Below are 23,727 nucleotides of genomic sequence, written 5' to 3' on the forward strand. Positions count from 1 at the left end.
ACGCCTCACTCGGCGAGCAGGGCCGACTCGAGTCGCTCGACGACGACCGGGCTGACTATTCCCGCCAGTTCCATCGCCTCGCGCTCGTACTCGTCGAGATCGAGTACCTCGTGAAAGAACGTCGAGAGAGTGGTGTAGGTTTCGTAGAGTTCGTCGGCGGCATCCCGTCCCGCAGCGGTAAGCGTCGCTCCCTCGTAGGGTTCGTACGTCACCAGCCCTCTGGACTCGAGTCGTTGGAGCATCTCCGTCGTCGCCGCGGGCGAGCGGTCGACCACATCGGCGACGTGGCCGGGAGACACCGGCGGTGAGTCGCGCCGTTCGGCGAGGGAGAGAGCGAGCAGGTATTGGGGAGCACCGGTCATTTATGACTGAATCGATACCCGGTCTCGAGTCGTAGTGACGGGACTATCCGAGCGAATCCCCATCAGCAGGACCGATGCGGTGCTCGGAAACGGCCGTCGTTTTGCGAGGCGCTCGAGCGGCTCCTGCTCGTTCTCACTCGCCTCCGCGACGGTGAGACTCGGCACACGGTCGGGCTCTGGGGGTGTGTTTACAGGGAGAGCCATTGATCACTCCGGAATCAGTCCTCGGCCTCGATTTCGCGCGCCGCCTCGAGTATCAGGTCGTCATCGACGTGTTCGAGGAGTCGCTCGTGGCCGCGTTCGACGCGAGCGTCGATCTCGTCGTCGGAGAGGTAGGTCTCGAGTCGACGATCGACTTCCCGTTCGCGGAGCTCGCGGCGTCGCTCGTCCTCGAGGTCGTGGTCGTCGGGCAGTCGGTCGTCAAAATACGCCCGCCATCGATCGCGGTCGCTCCACTCCTCGTCGAGTTCCGCCTCCGGGCGCATCCAGTCATAATAATTCGCGACGGCTTCGGGATAGCCCCGGTCCCGCCGAACGGCCTCGACGACGGTGATCGCGACCCGCGTCCCGCGTCCGGCGGCCATACTCGCCTGGTAGCCGGTGGCTCCGTACGGTGACGCGATGAACAGGTCCTCGACCGGCGTCGTCCCGTCGCCTTCGGCGTACCCCTTGTCGAAGTGTTCGTGTTCTTCGCCGTCGTGTTCGTGTGTCTCGAACATTGCCGCCTCGTCGTCGAGTCCGCGCATGTACTCGCCGTCATAACGTGTGGCCGCGATCACGCGGCGAGCGGTGACCGGCTCTCCCTCCTGAACGCCGACGACGAACCCGTCGCCGCCCTCGGCGCGCTCGAGCGATTCGACGAGATCGGGAACGATCTCACAGCCGGCCTCTTCGGCGTGGTCGTGGATCAGCCCGTACAGCGTCTCGATGTCGATCCCTGCGGGGAAGCCGAGGTAATTCTCGAGAACGGCACACCGCTGGATCGAGGATCGTCCGCGGTCGAAAATGACCGTGTCCAGCCCGTACCGGGCGGTGAAAATGCCCGCCGAGCATCCGGCGGGACCCCCGCCGATGACGACGACGTCGTGATCGAACGCTGCGTCCGTGTGGCTCGTGTCGCTCGCACTCATTGCTGAAATTCACCGGTAACGATGTCCGCAACGCGCTGGCGGTCGAATAGCTGTTCGCCTCCGAACTCGTCGGGATACAGTCCACGAGCCGCCCGCTCGAGTTGGAACAGGTGGATGATCGGTCCCTGGTAGGTCAGGCCACCGTAGATGACACGGTCGTTTTGAACCGCTTGAAGCTCGCTCGCAACGCTGTGGTTCTCGAGATGCGAGACGATTTCGGCGTCGAAATACTCCTGGGTGATCTCGCCTTGCATCCTGATCGCGAGGGCGTCCGGATCGATCTCCAACAGCGTTTCGTAGTCGATGGTACCCCCGCCGGCTTGCGTATCCACGACACCGTTCTCGGCGAGACCATCCTCGACGTTTAGATCGTTCCAGTGTTTGGACTGTGTCCCGGAGCCGATCAGGTACGGATAGAACGATTCCGGCGGGACTCCCTCCGGGTAGAGAACCGCGATGGTCGGGGTTTCGTTCGGAAGGCGCGCTTGGACATCCGCGAGCACCTCGTCGTGATACGCCGCGAACGCTTCGTAGCGAGCCTGCTCTTGGAACACCTGTGCGATCTTTTCGAAGGCCTCGTACAGCGTGTAGTCGGCGTAGTCGTGCCAGTCGTAGACACGCGAGAAGATCGTGTTCCCCACGAACGGCGCGACGGCGTCTCGAATCTCGTCGACGTCGGCCCGCTCCCACTGGAGGCGATTCTCCATGAAGTTCGGATCGATGAGGTGAACGTCGGCATCGAGTTCGTAAAAGATCTCTTTGCCGGTGCCGTCCTGATAGAGTTCGGTAAGTTCGCTTCCGTCGACGGAGACGCCGGGGAGTTCCTCGTACAGGTGTGAGGCGAACCGGGCGCGGATGCCGATGGCCGAGAGTCCGTCGCCCTGTCCGAGCGCGACGCCCATGTCCGCGTAATCGCCCGTGTACGGGAACCACGTTTCGGGAACCTCGTCGAACTCGACGGTGCCGACGGGCTCCATCGTCACCGAGTACGATCCGTCCGTTTCGCTCGTTTCGTCCTCCGGGCTAGCCACACAGCCGGCGAGCAGCCCGCCGCCGACCACAGCGCCGCCGTACTTCAGCGTGTCTCTGCGTGTCGGTTCCTCGGTCGTGCTATCGGAATTGTCACTCATAGTGTATTGTTAACGTTTAACTACTACTGGGTGGTCGGCGGCGATGAACGGCTCGTCGTCCCCGTCGGCGAAGGAGAGTCCGCCGGACTCACTGCGGCGGACGCGCCACGACGGCAGGTCGGGGATGTCGTACGCTTCGGGTTCACGGAAGGCACCGGCGATCGCCCACTCTCGAGCGCGCATTCACTGCACCCCCGTGATGATGTCGGCGACTTCCTGCCGGTCGAACAGCCGTTCGTCCTCGGGAATCTCCGGATACGGCCCCTCGGTGTAGGTCGGCCACTCGCCGAAGACGTCGGGGTAGAGTTGTTTCGCGGTCATCTCCAACTGGAACAGGTTTAGGATCGGCCCCTGATAGCGGGCTCCCTGCGGGTAGACGCGATTGTTTTGGACCGCCGAGAGCCTGCTGCCGGCGGAGTGGTCCTGCAGCGACGATCGAATTCCGGACAGATCCGTGTCGGGATGCATCCCGCCCAGCGAGAAGAGCACGTCCGGGTCGGCCTCGAGCAGCACTTCCATGTCGATCACGTCGCCCGAGGAGGTGTCCTCGCCCAGCGCGCCAATTGGGCCGAGCGGGCGCACGTGCGCCGTCAGAAATCCGGGCGTGTCCAGCGTGTAGGCGTACATGCTCTCGATATCGCTCATCCCTGCCATGACGACGGTCGGACGTTCCTCGTTCGGGGGCAGATTCGCCTCGATCGTGTCCAACAGGGACGTATGGATCTCCGCGAGCGCCTCGTATCGCTGCTCCTCTTGGAAGACGGCTGCGACCTTTTCGAACATCTCCCAGAGGTCGTAGTATTCGTAGCGGTCGGCCCAATTTGACGGCGGCTGGTCGTGTCTGTCGCTGAACTTGTTTCCGAACCACGGAGACACAGTCTCGCCGATCTCCTCGACGTCTTCAGCGTTCCAGCTATCGAGGGCGTTGACACTCGCCGGATCGGCGAGATGAACGTCGCTCTCGAGATCGTAGAGTTTCTCCTTGCTCGGTTCCCACGAGGAGTACAACCCGGTCCAGTCGAGCGACACCCCAGGCAGTCGTGGCGTGAACTGATTCCACAGTTTGTCGTAGTACTCCGGTGCGTGCATCGCGTTGACATCGTTGCCGCGACCGAGGGCGAAGGCCATCCCGGCGTGGTGGGTCAGCCGCGTGAATATACTCTCGGGCGGCGAGTCGAACGATACCTCGCCCATCGGAGCCATCGTCACCGAATAGGTGCCGTCGCCGGATCCGGCGTCCCCGTTCTCGCTCTGTCCGACGAGCTCCGAACAGCCCGCGAGGACGGTCCCAGCCGCGAGTGCGCCGCCGTATTTCAGTGTCTCTCTGCGTGTCGGGGTTTCGGTCGTGCGATCGCTGTTGTCACTCATTTAGTGTTCTCCGTTGATGATGTCCGCAACGCGCTGGCGGTCGAATAGCTGTTCGTCTCGGGGGATCTCCGGATACGGGCCATCCACGTACGTGGGCCAGTCACCAAACGCATCGGGATAGAGCTGCTTTGCCGTCATCTCGAGTTGGAACAGGTTCAGAATCGGTCCCTGGTTTCGAACTCCGCCGGCGTAGACGCGATCAGTTTCGACCGCCGTAAGCTGTCGACCGACCGGATCGTCTGTAAGCGTGTTCCGAACCGCTTCGATTCCGGACTGCCCCATCATACCGGTGACGAGTAACACGTCCGGGTCCTGCTCCAGCAGCGTCTCGTAATCGACCTGCCCGCTGCCGTCCAAGACATCCGCAAACGCATCGGTCGCGCCGAGCGGTCGAGTGTGTGAGTACAGGAACCCCGGCTCGTTGAGGTGGTACACCCAGAAAGAGCCCTGAAACGGCTGGATAACCGCTGCCGACGGGCGATCAGCTGTCGACGGACGACGCTCGACGATACGTTCGAGCAGGGAGGAACGGACTGCTTCCAAGGCATCGTACCGCTCCTCGGCTCCGAAGACCTGTGCGACCTTCTCGAAAATTTCCCAGAGTGTGTAATACTCGTACTGATTAGCCCACTCCTCGGGAGGGGTCCCGTGGGAATTACTGAAGGTATTGCCGAAGACGGGCGCGACCGTCGATCCGATCTCCTCGACATCGTCTCTATCGAGTGAGTCCATCCAGGTCAGGTATGCTGGATCCGCGAGATGGAGATCACTCTCGAGTTCGTAGAAGAGTTCTTTGTCGGGATTGAACGAGTTCGGGAGGTCACTCCACTCGACCGAGACGCCCTCGAGGCGCTCGAGGTAGTTGTTCCAGATCGGACCGAAGCGGTCCCCACCCCAGGTTGCGTTGACGGCGTCGCCTCGGCCGAGCGCGAGGGCCATCCCGGCGTGATGGGTCAAGTCAGTGTACACGGATTCCGGGGGCGACTCGAATTCGATAGTACCTGCCGGTGCCATCGTCACGGAGTACGACCCGTCGTCGGAATCCGACCCTGCTGTCGTCTCCCGTCCAGCCAGCTCCGAACAGCCCGCGAGGATGGTCCCGGCTGCGAGCGCACCCCCATACGTCAGCGTCTCTCTGCGTGTCGGTGCGCTATACGTTTCCGTATCGTTTGTATTACGCATAATCAGATCGCCTCGCTAACGATGTCAGCAACCTTCTCGCGGTCGAACAGCTGTTCGGCTTTGGGTATCTCGCCCAGCCCTCGCCACTCGCCGAACGTCTCGGGATACAATTGCTTTGCCGCCACTTCGGTCTGGAAGAGGTTGGTGATCGGCCCTTGGACGTTCTTACCGCCGCGGTAGACGCGACCGTTCTGTACCGCGGTGAGTTCGCTCCCGAGGCTGTCCGACCGCATTACGTCGACGACCTCGGACTCGAACTGTGCTTCCGAGTCGGTGTACCCGAACGCGTTGTGCGCGATGATCACGTCCGGATCCGCCTCGAGCAGCGTCTCGTAGCCAACGCTTCCGTCGGCGTCGACACCGGCGGCCGCCCAAGCGTCCTCGACACCGAGGTCGTGGTACTGTTTCATCGCCATTCCCGGCTGCGTCGGGTCGTTGAGGTAGAAGGTTCCGGAACCGACGTAGTCTTCGCCGGGCACGAGGTACGCGAGTCCGACACTCGGTCGCTCGTCTGCCGGCGGCCGTTCGGCTTCGATTCGCGAACGCATATCGTCGTATATCGCCGCGAGTGTCTCGTATCGCTCGCGTTCCCGAAACGCGTCGGCAACCTTCTCAAACGCCTCGTACAGCGTATAATGGGGGTATCCCGGCCCGATTTCCGCCTGCGGACGGCGGATGAAGCTCCCGAGCCACGGTGCGACGGCGGTCCCCAGTTCCGCGATGTCGTCCTCGGTGAAGTCGAAGTAGTGTTTCGCGTTATTCGGGTCGATGAGGTGGAGATCGGCGTCGATTTCGTAGAAGATTTCCTTGTCGTACTCGCCGCCCTGCCGAAGCTGGGTGATCCCTGTGGAATCGACGGAGACGCCCGGAAGTTGCTCGAGAAACGCCGTCGGGAGGCTCTGGGAATCTTGCATCCCGACGAGCGCGTCTCCGTGTCCGAGCGCGATCAGCATGTCGGCATAATCCGCCCGGTAGACAACCGCCGATTCGGGGACGGACTCGAAGGTAACCTCCGTTCGGGGTTCCATCCGTACCGTCCACGAGTCTGGGAGCGCTCCGTCACTGTTTCCGTCACTCCGTTCGCTCTGCCCGACTAATTCCGAACAGCCCGCGAGGGCCGTCCCGACCGCGAGTGTTCCGCCGTGTTTGAGTACGTTTCTGCGCGTCGATCCGTCGATCGTGCCGTCATTGTCACCGTTCATGCGCCGAAATCACCGTTGATAATGTCTGCAACGTCCTGCCGGTCGAACAGCTGTTCGTCCTCGGGAATCTCCGGATACGGCCCTTCGGTGTAGGTCGGCCATTCCCCGAATACATCGGGGTAGAGTTGCTTGGCCGCCATTTCGGTCTGGAAGAGATTCATAATCGGTCCCTGATTCCGCCCACCCTGCGTGTAGATGCGATCGTTTTCGACGGCCGAGACCGACGCCGTCGTCGAATCGTCCGCGAGTCGCTCTCGAGTCTTCGATACGTGCCTGAATTCGGACATCCCCGCGAGACAGAGGACGACATCGGGGTCGGCCTCGATGAGCGCCTCGAAGTCGACCGTCGACTCGGTCGCTACGTCAGCGAAGACGTCCGTCGCGCCGAGGGGGCGGGTGTGGGCCGTCAGGAAACCGGGGCCGTTCAGCGCGTAGACGTACATGCTGTCCTCGGACTGATTGAGGATGATCATCGCTGCGCTCGGTCGCTCGTCTTCGGGCGGAAGCTCCGCTTCGATGGTCGCGAGCATCTCGGCGTGAACGTCGGCGAGCGCCTGGTACCGCGCCTCCGCTTGGAAGACCTGTGCGACCCGCTGGAAGATCTCCCAGAGCGTGTAGTACTCGTAGCCGTCGGCCCACTCGGCCGGCGGCTCCTTGTTCGCGTTACTGAACGTGTTCCCGAACCACGGGGCGACGGTCTCCCCGATTTCCTCGATGTCCTCGGTACTCCAGCCACCCATCGTCGTCATATAGGCTGGATCGGCCAGATGGAGGTCGCTCTCGAGTTCGTAGAGTAACTCCTTGTCCGGATCCCACGTACCAGGGAGGTCGGCCCATTCCGCGGAGACGCCCGGGAGCCGCTCGAGGAACTTGTTCCAGATCGTGTCGTTGTACTCGGGGTTGTACAGCATCGACGAGACGGCGTCGCCGTGGCCGGCTGCAAGCGCCATGTCCGCGTGATGCGGAAGGATCGTGAGAACGTTCTCCGGCGGCCGCTCGAGCGTGATCTCGCCAGCGGGAGCCATCGTTACCGAGTAGGCACCGTCCGACTCGTCGGACGAACCCGGTTCGCTCTGTCCGGCCAACTCCGAACAGCCCGCCAGCAGCCCGCCGCCGACGACCGTGCCGCTGTACTTCAGGGTGTCTCGTCGCGTCACCGCCTCGTGTCGAACCGCGTCGTCATCCGTCATCGTTCGAATTCTCCGGTGATGATGTCCGCAACGCGATCGTAGTCGAAGAGGCGCTCATCGCCGTTCGACAGTGTTTCGAGACCGTTCCACTCTCCGAACGTCTCGGGGTAGAACTGCTTTGCGGCAGCTTCGGTCTGGAACAGATTGATGATCGGTCCCTGATAGGAGGTTCCACCGCGGTAGAGCCGATCGTTCTGGACGGCGGTGAGCCGTTTGCCGACCGGGTCTTCGCGCATGGCATCCATTCGCTGCTCGAACTGTTCGGTCGAGACGTGAGAAAACCCATACTGGAACAGCAGCGCGTCCGGATCGATCTCGAGGAGCCGTTCGTAGTCCCACTCCGCGTAGCTCCCGTCGATCTCGTCGTCGAACGCGCCTCGCATCTCGAGGTCCCGGTACTGCTTATGTCCGTTCCCGTCGTGAACCGGATAGGCATAGAACGCACCCTTCTCGAAGTTCGAGTTGATCGATAGCAGTCCGACGGTCGGTCGTTCCTCGTTCGGCGGTAGTTCGGACTGAATTTCCGAGAGGAGGTTTTCATGAATCTCGTTGAGCGCCTCGTATCGCTCTCGCTGTTGGAAGACGTCGGCGATTACGTCGAAGGCCTCGTACAGCGAGTAGTACGGGTAGTCGTGCCAGTCGTCGCCGCGACGACGAATCGAGTTGCCGACGATGGGGCCGATGCCGGTCGCGACTTCATCGAAATCCGCCGATTCCCAGCTGTCATCAAGGACGCTGATGAAGTTCGGATCGAACAGGTGGACGTCGCTCTGGAGGTCGTAGAACGTCTCCTTATCGATTCCGCCCTCACTCATGAGCTGCGGAACGTCGTCGAACGAGACATCGATGCCCGGAAGCGCGTCGTAGAACGCGCTCGGCCAGTTCTCCGTGTAAATGAGTCCCTGCAGGCCGTCGAGTTGACCGAGCGCGATAGCCATGTCGGCATAGGTGCTGAAGTACGCCATCCACGTCTCGGGCACGGCGTCGAAGGAGACCTCGCCCATCGGTGGCATCGACACCGTGTACGACTCGCTTCCGTCCGTCTCGTCGCCGTCGCTCTGCCCAGCCAGATCCGAACAGCCCGCGAGGGCAACGCCGGCCGCGAGCGAACTGCCGTATTTCAATGCGTCTCTGCGCGTCGGATCTCCGGTCGTGCTGTCGGTATTGTCACTCATCGTTCGAACTCTCCGGTGATGATGTCCGCGACCGCCTGTCGGTCGAAGAGTTGGTCGTCGCCGGTCACGTCCCCGAACTCGTCGGGGAACAGTTGCTTCGCCGCTCGCACGGTTAGGAAGAGGTTGTGAATCGGGCCCTGATTGAGGTAGCCGCCGCGGTAGACGCGCCCGTTCTGGACGGCGGAGAGTTCGCTCCCGACGGGGTGGCTCTGCATGTAGTCGAGAACGACATCCCGGAACTCCGCGGCGGACTTTCGTTCGTGCCCGCGAACGAGAATTACCTCGGGATCGATCTCGAGTAAGTTCTCGTAGTCGAGTTCACCGCGATTCGTGGTGCTGAGGTTGTCGATGTCCGTCTCCGCGAGCGCGTCGTGGACACCGAGATCGCGCCACTGTTTCTTGCTCGTCCCCGCATCGTCGAGCCGATACGGCGAGAACGTCTCCGGCTCTTCGGTCCCCTCGAACGTGAGGAAAACATCCGGTCGGTCATCGCTCGGCGGGAGTCGATCCTGTATCGACGCGATGAACTCGTCGTGGAGGTCGCTGAAGGCCTCGTAGCGCGCTTGCTGTTGGAACACCTCGGCAACTTTCTCGAAGGCTTCGTACAGCGTGTAGTAGCGGTAGTCGTGCCAGTCGTCGGAGCGCCGAAAGATCAGGTTCCCGACGAACGGCGCGACGTTCGTCGCGATCTCGTCGACGTCTCCCTCGCCCCAGTCGAACCAGTTGACCAGCATCTGGGGGTCGTACAGATGAACATCGCTCTCGAGTTCGTAGAACTCCTCTTTGGTCCGGACCTCCGGATACTGCTCGAGGACGTCTTGATCGACCGAGACGCCGGGCAGTTCGTCGTAGACGTAGGTATAGTACCGGTCCGCGCCGCCGACGCCGGCCAATCCGTCGGCCTGCCCCAGTGCGACAGCCATATCGGCGTAGCCGCCGTCGTATGCGGCCCAGCGTTCGGGAACCTGATCGAACGAGACCGTTCCCATCGGTTCCATCGACACCGAGTACGACTCGTTCTCGGTCGTCTCGGTCCCCTGATCTCCCTCCTGTCCAACCAGTTCCGAACAGCCCGCAAGGACGGTACTGGCCGCGAGTGCGCTGCCGTATTTGAGCGTATCTCTGCGTGTCGGTGCCGCTGTCGTATTCGTGTTCTTGTGACTCATTTAGATCTCTCCGTTGATGATATCCGCAACGCGCTGGCGATCGAACAGCTGCTCGTCTTCGGGGACATCCGGGAATCGGTCAGAATCGAACGCGCCGAATGTCTCGGGGTAGAGCAGGCGCGCGACGAGTTCGGTCTGGAACAGGCTCACGATCGGCCCCTGCTGGAAGTACGGGCCCGGGTAGACGGCGTCGTTCTCGACGGCGGTGAGTTGGCGACCGATCGGATGGTCCGAAAGCGGCGCGACGAACTGGTCGTGAAACGCGCTTGCGGAGAACTCGCCGGTTTCGTCCGTGAGGCGAACGCCGCCATGGACGACGATGATTTCGGGGTCGATATCGGCCATCGCCTCGTAGTCGAGCATGCCGTCCGTCTGTTCGTCGCTGAACGCCGATTTGATGCCGAGGTCGCGATACTGCTTCATCTCGAGGCCCTCGGAATCAGTCGTCATCGCCGCGAACTCGCCGCTTTCGAGGTCGGATCCGAAATTGATGAGTCCGATTTCGGGGCGGTCGCGGTCGCCCGATAATTCCGAGTCGATCTCGGCCCAGAGGTCGTCGTGAACGTCGACGAACGCCTCGTACCGCTCGCGCTCGTCGAAGACATCGGCCAACCGATCAAACGCCTCGTACAGCGAGTACAGTTCGTAGTCGTGGAACTCGCGTCGGCGAACGATGTTGTTCCCGAAGAACGGGGCGACGGTCTCTCCGATCTCCTCGGTATCGGACTCGTCCCACGAGTCGTCGAAACCGGTTCCGTGGAGATAGTTCGGGTCACAGAGGATGATATCCGGATCGAGTTCGTAGAACAACTCCTTGTCCCAGCCGCCCCCGGCCAGCGGGTTCGGAACGTCCGTCGGCATCGACACGCCGACGCGGTCGTAGAAGTACGACTCTGGATACCATCCGGCGGGCCGAAACCCATCGCGCTGGCCGAGTGCAACGGCCATATCCGCCCACGGACCCGTAAGCGCCATCCAACTCTCCGGAACCTCCTCGAGGGAGAGACAGCCGACGGGTTCGATACAAGCTTCGTACGCACCCTGACCGTCGGTTCCCGCGACGCCGTCGTCCTGGCCGGCCAGCTCCGAACAGCCGGCTAGCAGACTTCCCGCGGCGAGCGTCCCGCCGTACTTGAGGGTGTCTCTGCGCGTCGGTACGGCCGTCGTCTCCGTGTTCTTGCGATTCATTTAGATCTCTCCATTGACGATATCCGCAACCCGTTGGCGGTCGAACAGTCGATCCTCCGCGAACGCTTCCGGGAAGAGTCCCGTCGCGTATCGCTCGATCATGAAGAGGTTGTGCAGCGGGCCGCAGTAAATCGGGCTCCCGCGAAACACCATCTCGTTTTGGACGGCGGACAGTTCGCTCCCGAGGCGGTGATTTTGCAGGTACGAGACGATCGTGTTCTCGAACTCCTCGCGGCTCTTGTTGCCGTGATACCTGAGAATCAGCGCGTCGGGATCGACCTCCAGAAGCGCCTCGTAGTCGAGGGATTCCGACCCCGAGTACCCCTCGATGCCGGTTCCGGAAAAGCCGTCGGTCAATCCGAGCGTCCGGAAGTGTTCCTTGTTCGCGCCCTCGCCGGAGAGCCGGTACGGACTGAAAGTCTCGGGTTCCTCGCCAGCGAACAGGAGCACGGCCTCGGGGCGGTCCTCTGGTGCCGGCAGTCGCGACTCGACGTCCGCAACCAACTCTTGATGGACCGACTCGAGTTGCTCGAACCGGTCACGCTCTTGAAAGACCTCCGCGACCGTCTCGAAGGCCTCGTAGAGCGAGTAGTAACGGTAGTCGTGCCAATCGTCCGTCCGTCGGAAGATCAAGTTACCGAGGAACGGTGCGACAGCCTCCCTGATCTCGTCGATATCGTCCTGCGTCCACTCGCCCATCCAGTCGGTCAGGGAGTGCGGATCGATTAGGTGGAGATCGGCGTCGAGTTCGTAGAACAACTCCTTCGAGATGCCGTCGTTCCAGATCGGCGTGAGGCCGTCAGTCTGTATGGAGACGCCGTCCAGTTCGTCGTAGTGCATCGACTTGTACCGATTCTGGTACCAGACGGACTCCGCCGCATCGCCGTGTCCCAGCGCGACCATCATATCGATGTAGTCCGGGGTGAACGTGGCGACGGATTCCGGGACGGACGCGAGTTCGACGGTACCGACCGGTTCCATCGTCACGGAGTAGGTATCGCCGGCGGACGAGCCGGGCTCTCCGTCCTGTCCAGCCAGTTCCGAACAACCCGCGAGGGATACGCCGGCTGCGAGCGCCGCGCCGTACTTGATCGTGTCTCTGCGCGTCGGTGCGGCCGTCGTCTGCGTGTTCTCGTGACCCATTTAGTACTCTCCGTTGATGATATCCGCAACGCGCTGGCGGTCGAAGAGCTGGGCTTCGTCGGACACTCGGCCGAATCCGGGAAATTCCCCGAAAAGATCGGGATACAGCTGTTTTGCGGCCGCCTCCGTCTGGAAGAGGTTCGTGATCGGCCCCTGCGTGTTGTTGCCGCCGCGGAAGACATCGCCGTTTTGGACCGCGGTGAGCTGGTTTCCGAGAGCGTGTTCTCGCATCGGATCGATCACCCGTTCGATGAAGTCCTCGCGAGAATCGGTTCCAATGATTCCGTTGTGGATCATCAGTATGTCCGGGTCGGCATCCAGAAGCGTCTCGTAATCGACCTGCGCGTACGACGTGTCTTCGGGCACCACTCCCTCCATGGCGTTGTTCACCTCGAGGTCGATGTACTGCTTTTTGCCGTAGCCGGGATCGATGTGGTACGCGCCGAACTCGTCGTTCTGTACCATTTCGGGTCCGGTGGCGACGAGCCCGACGGAGGGGCGCTCGGACTCGGGCGGAAGCTCCTCCTTGAGACCGCCGATGAATTCGTCGTGAAGCGCTTCGAACGCGGCGTATCGGTCCTCGCGCTGGAACACCCTCGAGACGCGCTCGAAGATGTCGTACAGCGAGAGGAACGGATAGTCGCGGTCCTCGCCGATCCGGCGACGCGCGTAGTGACCGAAAAACGGCCCGACGTTCCGCGTTATTTCGTCGACATCGTCGGGCGTGAGCAGCCACTGCGACAGGTATTCAGGGTCCATCAGATGGACGTCGCAGTCCATCTCGTAGAACCACTCTTTGTCGGCTTCGTAGTCCGAATTCACTTCTATTTCCGAGAGCGAGTCGACATCGATATCGACGCCCGGCAGTTCGTCGTAGAATTCGAAGGGGTACTGTCCGAGATTGTAGACCGCCTGCAACCTGTCGCCGACACCGAGAGCGACCCCCATGTCCGCGTGGGTGACGCGGTAGGACATGTACGACTGCGGAACCGAGTCGAACTCGACATCCCCCATCGGCGGCATCGTCACCGAGTAGGATTCCCCCTCCGTCTCCGCCGATGATTCCGATTTCCCGCGATCGATTACCTCCGAACAACCCGCCAGCAGTCCGCTTCCGACGGCCGTGCCACCGTATGTCACGAAATCTCGCCGTGTCGGGCCGTTGCCTCTCGTTTTGTCTCCCATCACCTTTTAGGCTTGCCTAAAACATAATAAACGCTCCGATTATTAGGCAGACCTAAATCAAGAGCGGTCGCCGACTACCTCTCGAGCGGTGTCTCGAGGAACGATTCGGGAACGGCATCGATTTCGCCGGCTTGGACGCCCCACAACGTCGCGTACAACCCGTCCGCTGCGAGCAAGTCGTCGTGAGTCCCGTGCTCGACGATCCGCCCGTCCTCGAGAACGAGGATCGTGTCCGCATCCTTGATCGTCGACAGTCGGTGGGCGATGACCAGCGTCGTCCGATCGGTGGTCAGGCTCTCCAGCGAACGTTGGATGAGGTACTCCGTCTCCGTGTCGACGCTGGCGGTCGCCTCATCTAACAGGATGATCGCCGGATCCTGCAGGATCGCCCTGGCCAGCGCGATCCGCTGGCGCTGGCCGCCGGAGAGTTTGACGCCCCGCTCGCCGACCCGCGTCTGATAGCCGTCCGAAAGCGCTCGGATGAACTCGTGAGCTTCCGCCGCATCGGCGGCCTCTCGTACCTCGTCGTCGCTCGCATCGAAGCGGCCGTAGCGGATGTTCTCGGCGACGGTGCCGTCAAAGAGGAAGGTGTCCTGGCTCACGTAGCCGATCGCGTCCCGCAGGTCCGAAATCCGGACGTCACCCACGTCGTGGCCGTCGACGCGGATCGCGCCGTCGTCGACGTCGTACAGCCGCAAGAGCAGTTTCGCGACCGTCGACTTACCCGCGCCGGTCGATCCGACGAGGGCGATCGTCTCGCCCGGTTCGACGGCGAAGTCGATCCCAGCGAGAATCGGGTCTCCGTCCTCGTAACTGAACTGAACGTCGTCGTACTCGAGTCGTCCATCGACTGCCTCGAGGGCGGCCGCGTTCGGTGAGTCCTGAATCCCGACCGGCACATCCAACAACCCGCAGATGCGCTTGCCCGACGCCTTCGCGTTCTCGTACCAGTCCACGATGCTCGAGAGTTGCGCCATCGGTCCCGTCAGGCGCTGGGTCAACAGCATGAAGACGACGAAATCGCCGGTCGTGAGTTCGCCCGAAAAGAACAGCGGCGGTCCGGAGAACACCCACAGGCCGCCGACGACGAACGTCGTGAGCAGCGCTACACCGGTGATCAGTTCCATCCCGGGCCGGTAGAAGTAACTCAGCTTCAAGACGTCCATCTGCGCGTCAAGTACGTCCTGTGAGACGTCGCGAACGCGGCCGTTCTCGTACTCCTCGGTGCTGGCGGTCTTGACGAGCTCGATCCCGCTGAGACCGTTTTCGATGCGCGTGTTCAGATCGCCGATCGTCGAGCGAACGGTGGTGTACCGCGGCTCGATCACCCTGACGAACCACCAGGTAAACGCGACCAGCAGCGGCACGGCCCCGAGCGTGACCAGGGCAAGTTGCCAGTTCGTGTACAGTAACGCGACGGTGATCCCGACGACGATGACGCCGATCCGCACGCTGTCGCCCAGCGCGTTATCGAAGAACACCTCGAGGTTCGAGGTATCGTTATTCAGAATCGACATGACCTCGCCGGTCTCCTTGTTGTCGAAGAAGGTCATATCGAGCCGCTGCATCTTCTCGTAGGTCTCCGTTCGAATCGTGTACATCACCCCGTGGGCGAAGAAGTTCATCGCTACGCCCCGGACCCACTGGAGGAGCGCGCCGCCCGCCAGCGCGACCCCGATGACGGTCGCGGACAGCCAGAACTGGGCAGTCGGGTCGGTCGGCAGCCACGCGCCGGGCACGAGCGGAAGCGCGTACGGTTCCGTCCCGAACACCGCGTCGATCGTCGTCCCGAGAACCAGCGGCGTCACGAGGACCGTTCCGTAGGCGATCACGCTAGAGATCAACCCGAGCGCGAGCCAGCGCGCCTCACCGAGACCGTACGTTCGGAACAGTCGAAGCAACGGCTGCGAAACTCGCTCGCGGTAGGCATCGAGTTCCGTCTCGAACGGCTCCTGCTCGGTCACTCTGCTGCCCCCGTGCCGTCGCGCCGCCGGCCCTTCCCGTCGTCGCGATTCGGATCGGCACCGTCGTTGCGGGCGCGGAGCGGATCGATCCGCGGTCCGCGCTCGGTTAGTTCGACGTCGGCGTCGATCCGGAACACCTCCTCGAGCAACGATTCGGTAACGACCGCTGCGGGCTCCCCTCGAGCCCGTATCTCCCCGTCCTCGAGAACGATCATGCGGTCGGCGAGCCGCGCCGCCTGTTCGATGTCGTGGAGCACGACGACGACCGTGATGTCGCCGTCCTCGCGCAGGCGTTCGATGATATCGAGGACCGCAAGCTGATGGTGGAGATCGAGAAACGTCGTCGGCTCGTCGAGCAAGAGCACGTCGGTGTCCTGTGCCAGTACCATCGCGATCCACGCGAGTTGTTTCTGGCCGCCGCTGAGACTCCCGACCTCGCGCTCGCGGAGGTGCCCACAGCCCGCGAGGTCGATCGCGCGCTCGACCGCCTCCCGATCCGCGTCGGAGATCGACTCGAAAAAGCCGCGGTGAGGATAGCGGCCGTGGTAGACGAGGTCTTCGACGGTGATACTGCTCGGCGACGTGCTCTCTTGAGAAAGCAGGCCGAGCTTCCGGGCGAGTGCCTTCGTCCCCATTGACTGGACATCGTCGCCGCCGAGCAGTACCGATCCGCCCTCGGGAGCGAGCTGGTTGGCCAGCCCCTTCAAAAGCGTACTCTTCCCCGACCCGTTCGGGCCGACGAGTGCAGTGACCGCACCCGGTTCGGCCGAGACGGATTCGCCCCCGATGATCGGGTCGCCTGAACTCGAGTACTGCAACACGAGCTCCGAACCGGAAAGCGAACTCGCCGCCGCGTCGGTGACGGCTGCGTCTCCCGACTCGGACGACCGACCCGGATCCGTTGCGGGATGGGCCATTCAGATCTCACCCATGTTCTCCTGTTTTCGCATGAGATAGAGGAAATACGGCCCACCGAGGAGCCCGGTGACGATGCCGACGGGGATCTGTGTCGGGCTCAACGCGAGTCGTGCCCCCACGTCGGCACCGACCATCAACGCCGGCCCGACGAAGAGACAGCCGACGATCAACTTCTTCGAGTCGCTCCCGACGAGGTTTCGCACCATATGCGGGACGATGAGCCCGACGAACCCGACGATGCCGGCGACGGCGATGCTGGCCGACGCCGCGAGGACCGCGACCCCAGAGAGTGCAAAGCGGACCTTCTCGATCGACATGCCCAGCGATTTCGCCGTCTGCTCGCCCAACAGCATGACGTTCATCTGCCTCGAGCCGGCGACGGAGAGCAATACGACCACGAACGACCACGGAAGCACGAGGCGGACTTGCTCCCAGTCGGTCCCGGTAAGTGACCCGGTCGTCCACGCGATCGCCGACTGGACGACACCGATGTCGTCAGCGAAGAAAAACAGCGCCGTCTGCAGCGAGCCGAAGACCGTGCCGACGATGACGCCGGCGAGCACCAGTCGAACCGGTGACGTGCCGTTCTTCCACGCGATAACGTAGACGATGAGAAAGGCGCCGGCACCCCCGAGGGCGGCGATCAGCGGGAGGAAAGCGGTCAGACTCCCGAATACGACGAGCGTCAGCAAGATCATGAGCCCTGCGCCGGAGGAGACGCCGAGAATGAACGGGCTCGCAAGTTCGTTCCGCGTCACCGCCTGAAAGATAGCTCCCGAGACGCCGAGGTTCATCCCGACGAGAGCCGCGACGAACACCCGCGGCAGGCGGATGTTCCAGACGATAAGGCTCTCAGTGCTCATCTCCGGCATCCGTTCGCCCAATAGGAACGCGTCCCACGCCTGGGGATTGAACACGACGTTGGGATTGAACACTGCGGCCCATGCCTGAGCAAATGTCATCGAATACGCCCCGAAGCTTACCTGGATGAGCCCGCCGGCGAACACGATAGCGAGACTGCCGAAAACCACCGTAATGAGGTTCGGATCGAAGAGCCACCCGAACCGCGTCTCGTTTACCCGCGACGAAGCCGTCCGGTCCGGCCCGACGGTCGACTTTCGCTTACTCATACCGGACCACACCGGACGGTTCGATTCCAGCCGCAATTGCCCGTCTGGTCGGCCCGGCGGACCGCTCGGCACTGGTTCGCTCCACACGCCGCGAACCTGACACGCCGTCACTGACTGCGACGCTATCCGTCCGACGTTCGCGACGGACGACTGTTTCGATCGCCCCGGTTTTGCCACCCATACCGGTTTAGGTATGCCTAAAATACAAAACCGTTCCGGTTTAGGCCCGCCTAATCCACCCGGCGGGCGAGACAGACCACCCACCGGCATGTCGGCGAGTCAGTACGGAACGCCACAGCGCGGGCACATCGGAACGTTCGCTTCGGGAAGCGCAAGTCCGCAGTTCGGACACTCGTCGCCGTCCGGAGCAGTGATCTCCGCGACGATTTCCTCCGTTCGAGCGCGAATAGCCGATATCGACCCAATCGTCTCGAGATCGGCGTCTCCGGAGTCGTCGTCTCCACCGGTCGCAAACCGAACTCGAGCGGCGAGAAACTGTTCGGGGTCGTCGTCGCCCACAGGGTCGTCGACAGCCGCGGTCACGTCCGGAATCGACGCGTCCACGTCCGACTGCTCGAGCACACCGAGGGCTTCGACTGCCCGTCCGCGCACGTAAGGGTTCTCGTCGTCCAGTCGCTCACAGAGTGCAGCGACGCTTTCGGATAGCGCATCGGGGTTCGTACAACCGATCACGACGAGCGCGGTACAGAGGTGATAGCGGACGAGTTCGTTGGGATCGTCGAGCGACTCGGTCAGGGTTTCGACATGGTGGCGGAGCCGATCCGGATCTCCTAAGGCGACGTACTCGAGCGCTTTCGCGAGCTTTTCCCTGACCTCGGGCTCGTCGAACGACAGTCCGATTCGCAGGTCAGCCAGCACCTCGGGCGTGGCGACTGTCTCTGGGTGTTCCAACGCGACGTAGCCCAGCGCCTCCGCCGATCGAGCGCGCACGTAATAGAACTCGTCCTCGTCGGCTAATCGGGCTGCGAGCGGGGGAACGACCGACGAGACACCGTCCGGATCGGCCGCCGCGATTTCGACGAACAGTTTCGCGGTCGTCAGACGGACCGATCGCTCCTCGTCGGTCAAAAACGATGTCAGCGTCTCGAGGATCGGCTCGAGTATGCCCGGCTGCGTTTCGGCGACCTGCGTTACCGTTTGAAGCGCCGCTTTCCGCGTCTCCATGTCGTGCGTTTGGGCTCGCTCGAGTTGCGTGACAGCCTCCTCGAAGGCGGCGCTGTCGAGAGCGTCCTCGAGCCGGTCGACAGACGACTGCTGTGGTGGATCGTCCATAGTTACGTCGGCGTATATCGGTAGATTCGATTCCGACAAACAATAAAATCCATTGGATGTCTGGTCGGTGCGGGCAGTAATGTGACTGGTCCAACGAGCGGATCGGCGCGATTCCGCCGAATGTGGATCGCCAGACGTGAATCGTCGTCTCACCGTCCCACGACATCGGTTCGATGAGGTTCCCGAACCGTAGATCCCCGATCCGGGCACCCCTCTATCGAAGTGTATGTGCGAATAGATCACTCGCACCTCGAGGAAGGAGACGGACGGATTCGGCGTGAATCACCTGCGTTCGATATCCCTGTTCCCGATCGAACACCCCTCTATCGATGTGTCTCGGCATCCTGCACACTCGAGGGATGATCAGTCTTCGACAGTTCGAACTTCGGACAGCGCGAGTAGCCGACAACACAGACACCCCTCTATCGATGTGTTTGTCCCGTCAAACAGGAGGGGGGATTGCTGATCGGGAAACCGCGAGAAGAGTGAGAGCGCGAGGGATTACGGGAGGAAATCTATCGAGGGGTCAGTTACAGGGATTACACTGACTGGTTGCTTCTTTCTTCTTCTAGCTTTCTAGACGACACACTCACACACCCCTCTATCGATGTGTTCGATGTGTTTCGACCCGGACGGAGTTTGTCGGTTTGAGGCCGTCGTATCCGCTGGCAGACATGGGGCGGTAGTACAGCTATAGATCCCCTTTTCAGCACTTCTCTGTGCTGAATCGGTCTCGCGTCGATCGAACGCCGATTCAGATGGATCAAGACGCTCTCGTTCGAGTGAGAGGAAACACATCGATAGAGGGGTGTCTGTCCCGACGGATTCGACGCTCGAACACATCGTCGGCCGTCAACATCTTCTCGACGGTGTCCTCCCTCTGCCAAGTCGAAATAGTACATTCGGTCCGCTCAATCGAACAAATACACATCGATAGAGGTGGACAACACTTTTGTCCCTCCCCCGTATGGGTCACCGCATGGATGACTTCGAGGACCCTCGAGACGAGGCGGGGAGATCGAAGGATGACACGACGGAGCAGGCTGACTCCTCGTCTGATTCTCCGATCCCTGGGCCGACCTCTTCGACCGATTCGGCGACAGAAGGCGAGTCGCAGTCGATCGAGGACATGCTTCTCGAGTTCGACCAACAGGAGGGGCTCATTCGCGATCGATCGCTTCTCGACCCGAATCATATCGTCTCCGAGGACCGGATCGTTGGTCGGGACGAACAGCTACAGGAAGTCACAAAGATGCTCCGCGTCGCTCTGGGAGACAACCGACCGCCCAACCTCTTTCTCTACGGCCCCTCCGGGACCGGCAAATCGCTGATCACGAAGGCCGTCTGTAAGAATATCAGCGCGATCTGTGAGACGCGGGATATTCGGTTCGGAACGATCGAGGTCAACTGCCAAGATCTCGACACCCTCGGCGTCGCCGTCTACGAACTCGCGAGTCGCGCGGCAGATGAGGCGACCGTCGAGGTAGAGGTCCCAAAACACGGCGTCGCGACCAAAGAGAAGTGGGACGAACTCTATCGGATCGTCAACGAAAACTTCGATTCCGCGGTGTTCGTCCTCGACGAACTCGATATGCTCGTCGGTCGACGGGACAAACAGGAGCCCGCGTTCTCCCGACTGCTCTACCAGCTCTCTCGAGCCGGCGCGAACAACGACCTCACTGCTCACGTCTCCGTCGTCGCGATTTCGAACGACACGAAAATGATGGAGTCCGTGGGGAGCCGCGCCCTGAGTTCCTTTACCCCCGAAGACGTCCACTTCGATGATTACAACGCAACCCAGCTCCAGTCGATTCTCCGTCGCCGGCAAGACGCCTTCTATGAGGCTGTTCTCGACGAGGACGTTATCCCGTTGGCGGCGGCCTTCGCGGCTCAGACCCACGGTGACGCTCGGAAGGCGATCGATCTCGTCCGAGTCGCCGGTGAGCTCGCGGAACGAGAAGGCGACGAGCGCGTTCGCGAGGAACACGTTCGCGAAGCCCAGGACAAAGTCGAGAAGAACCGGGTCCTCGAGGTCGTCCGCGGTATCAGCACGCAGAAGAAGCTCTGTCTCTACGCAACGGCCGCCGTCGCGTCGGAGACCGACAACGAATCCGCTCGCAGCACGACCGGCTACCGCGTGTACCAATTCCTCACGGATGCGATCGACGCCGAGCAGTATCACCAAGAAACCTACGTCAACAAGATGAAAGAGATGACGACGTATTCGCTCGTCGACTTCGAACGGCGGAGCCACGGCCCGAGCTCGGGGATGTTCCTCGAGTTCCAGTTCGGTGAGCGTCCCGAGACAATCCTCGAAACGCTGCGCGAAGATTCGCGCCTCGAGATGGTTTCGGTCGACGAAGTGTCGAGCGTCGTCACCGCACAGGTTCGAAACGAAACCTAACATTCTGACACGACAGACCCCGCTATCGATGTGTTTCTCCGCGTTCGTCGTTGCTGTCGACCAACCCGGAGAGAGCGATCGCGATTCCGGCCCGTCACCACACACCGTTATCGATGTGAAATATGCATTTAGATGGCCCGAAGACCGCGAAAACAGCATTTTGCTGTTGTCCTCGGTTGTGCGCTTACACTACAGCTACCAACGATTCGTGGGGTCTTTCGTGGCTTCCCGATTTTTTCAATAACTGAGAACCAGACACACCTCTATCGAAGTGTTCCGTGCTCCAGCGACAGACCGAAATTGTTACGAGAAAAATGAAAGAAGAACGGCGGACAAAGTGGTGTTACTCCCGAACGTATCCACAGTCATATACATCTAGTATCCGTACTGCGGTGAGCTATTTCGGAAGAGTACATCGACTTGTAGTCAGACAGATGAAAATCGAGTCGGAAGCAAGCGGGCAGAGAAACGATGTCGGTTTGCTACTAAAAGTAATTTCCAGTAGAACTGGCAAAATTACGGATAGAACCAACCCAAGTCCGGTTTTACTCCGGACATGCTGGTGTGGAAACGGCGGTTTTTGACACTGTTTAACCGATCGGCCTGATGTTCACCGAATCCACCCGGGGTTAGAGGGTTGAGTTCCCCAGTAGCCCGATGCGCTGATGTCGTGTCGCAACGGAGCCGGATTACTGAAATTGAGCGAGTGACGTGTTCTCGTCGGTCACGTCCTCCTCGAGGAGGTGCTCCTGAATGGAGTCGTGAATACCGACATCCTCGAGGACCTCGTCGAGTGCCGAAAGGATGAGTTCGATGTCCATATCAAGGGTATACTCGCGATACGTTCCCCCGCGCCGCCCCTCGTTTCGTTCGGTGACCGAGACGAGTCCGAGCATGGCGAGTTCCGCCAGATGATCGCGCATCCGGCGCGGAACGAGCGGGTCCCGCCCGGCTCGCTGTGCGAAATTGGTGTATCGGGGCCGGACGTCTCGTGAACGGACCGGGGTCTCGTTTTGGAGATGCAGCGTGAGCAGGGAGTACAACACGAGATGACCGTGCTGGGTAAGCCCGCTGATGCCTTCTTCGATCCGACCGCGTTCCAGATCGTGACGACCCGCCTCGACGTGGGTTTCGGCGACGGTGGTCGTCTCGGCTTCCTCGCGAGCGAGATCGCCGGCTTTCATCAGGAGGTCTATCGACTGGCGGGCGTCGCCGGCGTCTTTCGCCCCGTAGGCAGCACAGAGTGGAATCACTGCATCGTCCAAGACATCGTCGTGAAACGCGACCGCCGCCCGCTGCTCGAGGATTTTCTGTAGATCGCTCGCGTCGTACGCGGGGAAATGAATTTCCTGTTCACAGAGCGAACTTTTAACCTTCGGTGAGAGGTCGTCGCGAAACGAGAAATCGTTCGAGATACCGATAATCCCGATTTTCGCTTCGGAAAGATTGTTATTCGCACGCGCTCGTGGAAGCTGATAGAGGATCGAGTCGTCGTCGACGTGATCGACTTCGTCGAGGACGATGAGATTGGTCCCGCCGAGGTCATCGAGGTCGTCCCAAAGCATCTCGTAGACCGTCGCTCGCGGGTAGCCGGTCGTACTGATCTGATTCGTTTCGTCTCGGAGTTCGTTGACCAGACGCGTCGCGATCTGGTATGAGGATGTGAGACCGTCGCAGTTGAGAAACGTGAGCCGGAGATCGATATCGTCGTACTGGCTAGCGTCTTCCTCGAGGTGAGAGAGCAGATATCTGGTCGCGGCGGTCTTTCCGACGCCGGTCTTGCCGTAGAGAAAAACGTTGTTCGGCTGTTCGCCGTTGATCACGGGCTGGAGCGCGGCCTGATACATCTGGATTTCTTCGTCACGACCGACGAGTTGTGCCGGTTGATAATCCTCCCGCAGCGCGTCGCGATTTCTGTATATTTCGGTGTCTCGTTCGAACAGGCTCATTCGAACTGTCTCTGGAAGTGTGTCTCTCGGCAGGGTTTATAAAACCACAACGTCCGGAGTGTCCGCAGTTCTTTCCACTTATATTAAAATGCGGAACACACCCACCCCACTATGTCCGCAGTAATCGTTCTACGAGAGTGGGGGGTGGCCTGAGATGAGTATCTAGACTAGGGAAGCTTTAATATAATATACTGAGAGCTAGTCCAAATGGCAACTGTAGTTAATATTTCAGACTAAGAAACATCTGAAATATTTGCGGCCAGATTGGGCACCCCTCGTTCGTTCGGCAGAACAGCGGACACGGTGGGGTGGGTGTGTCGACGCTCGGAATCAGCTCAGCAGTGTAGCCGCAACTCCCGTCTCTTACCCCGTTTTCCTTCCTCTCCTGCCCGATTAACTGGTCGTCTCGAACTGTGCTTTCCGACTACCAACGGCACCGACTGCATTTTTCCCACACCACGGTGTCCGCTGCTCTTGATCCGTTCTATCCTTTCGGAACAGCGCACACTGTCGCTCCCTCTCACCGGGTTTCTCCTCTCCCCAGCCCTAAGATCACCCAAACTGCCACACAGAACAGCGGACATCGTGGTGTCCGTATTTTCGTCCACCCCCTCTCGAGTTCCGCTACTTCAATCCACACCACACCAC

The 23,727-nt window shown here is 61.1% G+C and carries 19 protein-coding genes; 1 reads left to right on the top strand and 18 read right to left on the bottom strand.

The window, feature by feature from the left end:
* Nucleotides 1-5 precede the first annotated feature (5 nt).
* The 17 genes from ACJYUO_RS17370 to ACJYUO_RS17450 form a co-directional block, all read right to left on the bottom strand.
* Nucleotides 6-362: a metal-dependent transcriptional regulator gene (locus tag ACJYUO_RS17370; RefSeq protein WP_494346596.1), complete on the bottom strand. Its 357-nt coding sequence runs from the start codon at nucleotides 360-362 to the stop codon at nucleotides 6-8.
* A gap of 218 nt (nucleotides 363-580) precedes the next feature.
* Complete coding sequence (locus ACJYUO_RS17375; protein WP_494346597.1) at nucleotides 581-1,492, bottom strand: NAD(P)/FAD-dependent oxidoreductase; 912 nt, start codon at nucleotides 1,490-1,492, stop codon at nucleotides 581-583.
* Complete coding sequence (locus tag ACJYUO_RS17380) at nucleotides 1,489-2,622, bottom strand: ABC transporter substrate-binding protein (protein WP_494346598.1); 1,134 nt, start codon at nucleotides 2,620-2,622, stop codon at nucleotides 1,489-1,491. The genes ACJYUO_RS17375 and ACJYUO_RS17380 overlap by 4 nt, the downstream gene beginning before the upstream one ends.
* Before the next feature lie 9 nt (nucleotides 2,623-2,631).
* Complete coding sequence (locus ACJYUO_RS17385; RefSeq protein WP_494346599.1) at nucleotides 2,632-2,805, bottom strand: hypothetical protein; 174 nt, start codon at nucleotides 2,803-2,805, stop codon at nucleotides 2,632-2,634.
* On the bottom strand, nucleotides 2,806-3,990 hold the full coding sequence (locus ACJYUO_RS17390; protein WP_494346600.1) for an ABC transporter substrate-binding protein: 1,185 nt from the start codon (nucleotides 3,988-3,990) through the stop codon (nucleotides 2,806-2,808). It lies immediately after the preceding gene.
* Nucleotides 3,991-5,172 (bottom strand): ABC transporter substrate-binding protein, encoded by a 1,182-nt coding sequence (locus tag ACJYUO_RS17395; RefSeq protein WP_494346601.1) that lies wholly within the window; start codon nucleotides 5,170-5,172, stop codon nucleotides 3,991-3,993.
* 2 nt (nucleotides 5,173-5,174) lie between these two features.
* Nucleotides 5,175-6,374 carry an ABC transporter substrate-binding protein gene (locus ACJYUO_RS17400; RefSeq protein ID WP_494346602.1) on the bottom strand — a complete coding sequence of 400 codons (1,200 nt, stop codon included), beginning with the start codon at nucleotides 6,372-6,374 and terminating at the stop codon, nucleotides 5,175-5,177.
* Entirely contained in the window at nucleotides 6,371-7,564 is a 1,194-nt protein-coding gene (locus ACJYUO_RS17405) for an ABC transporter substrate-binding protein (RefSeq protein ID WP_494346603.1), read from the bottom strand. The genes ACJYUO_RS17400 and ACJYUO_RS17405 overlap by 4 nt, the downstream gene beginning before the upstream one ends.
* Nucleotides 7,561-8,739 (bottom strand): ABC transporter substrate-binding protein, encoded by a 1,179-nt coding sequence (locus ACJYUO_RS17410; protein ID WP_494346604.1) that lies wholly within the window; start codon nucleotides 8,737-8,739, stop codon nucleotides 7,561-7,563. The genes ACJYUO_RS17405 and ACJYUO_RS17410 overlap by 4 nt, the downstream gene beginning before the upstream one ends.
* Nucleotides 8,736-9,905, bottom strand: a complete 1,170-nt coding sequence (locus tag ACJYUO_RS17415) for an ABC transporter substrate-binding protein (RefSeq protein WP_494346605.1) — start codon at nucleotides 9,903-9,905, stop codon at nucleotides 8,736-8,738. The genes ACJYUO_RS17410 and ACJYUO_RS17415 overlap by 4 nt, the downstream gene beginning before the upstream one ends.
* Nucleotides 9,906-11,093 carry an ABC transporter substrate-binding protein gene (locus ACJYUO_RS17420; protein WP_494346606.1) on the bottom strand — a complete coding sequence of 396 codons (1,188 nt, stop codon included), beginning with the start codon at nucleotides 11,091-11,093 and terminating at the stop codon, nucleotides 9,906-9,908.
* On the bottom strand, nucleotides 11,094-12,236 hold the full coding sequence (locus tag ACJYUO_RS17425; RefSeq protein WP_494346607.1) for an ABC transporter substrate-binding protein: 1,143 nt from the start codon (nucleotides 12,234-12,236) through the stop codon (nucleotides 11,094-11,096). It lies immediately after the preceding gene.
* Nucleotides 12,237-13,421 (bottom strand): ABC transporter substrate-binding protein, encoded by a 1,185-nt coding sequence (locus ACJYUO_RS17430; protein WP_494346608.1) that lies wholly within the window; start codon nucleotides 13,419-13,421, stop codon nucleotides 12,237-12,239.
* 74 nt (nucleotides 13,422-13,495) lie between these two features.
* Entirely contained in the window at nucleotides 13,496-15,385 is a 1,890-nt protein-coding gene (locus ACJYUO_RS17435; RefSeq protein ID WP_494346609.1) for an ABC transporter ATP-binding protein, read from the bottom strand.
* On the bottom strand, nucleotides 15,382-16,302 hold the full coding sequence (locus ACJYUO_RS17440) for an ABC transporter ATP-binding protein (RefSeq protein WP_494346610.1): 921 nt from the start codon (nucleotides 16,300-16,302) through the stop codon (nucleotides 15,382-15,384). The genes ACJYUO_RS17435 and ACJYUO_RS17440 overlap by 4 nt, the downstream gene beginning before the upstream one ends.
* Nucleotides 16,303-17,433, bottom strand: a complete 1,131-nt coding sequence (locus ACJYUO_RS17445; protein ID WP_494346611.1) for a FecCD family ABC transporter permease — start codon at nucleotides 17,431-17,433, stop codon at nucleotides 16,303-16,305.
* A gap of 279 nt (nucleotides 17,434-17,712) precedes the next feature.
* Nucleotides 17,713-18,726: a sister chromatid cohesion protein PDS5 gene (locus ACJYUO_RS17450; RefSeq protein ID WP_494346612.1), complete on the bottom strand. Its 1,014-nt coding sequence runs from the start codon at nucleotides 18,724-18,726 to the stop codon at nucleotides 17,713-17,715.
* A gap of 979 nt (nucleotides 18,727-19,705) precedes the next feature.
* Here ACJYUO_RS17450 and ACJYUO_RS17455 point away from each other — a divergent pair.
* On the top strand, nucleotides 19,706-21,130 hold the full coding sequence (locus ACJYUO_RS17455; RefSeq protein ID WP_494346613.1) for an orc1/cdc6 family replication initiation protein: 1,425 nt from the start codon (nucleotides 19,706-19,708) through the stop codon (nucleotides 21,128-21,130).
* A gap of 689 nt (nucleotides 21,131-21,819) precedes the next feature.
* On the opposite strand, the gene ACJYUO_RS17460 is transcribed toward ACJYUO_RS17455, so the two are convergent.
* Entirely contained in the window at nucleotides 21,820-23,079 is a 1,260-nt protein-coding gene (locus tag ACJYUO_RS17460; protein WP_494346614.1) for an orc1/cdc6 family replication initiation protein, read from the bottom strand.
* Nucleotides 23,080-23,727 lie beyond the last annotated feature (648 nt).

Source organism: Natrinema sp. CRL1, assembly GCF_059162405.1.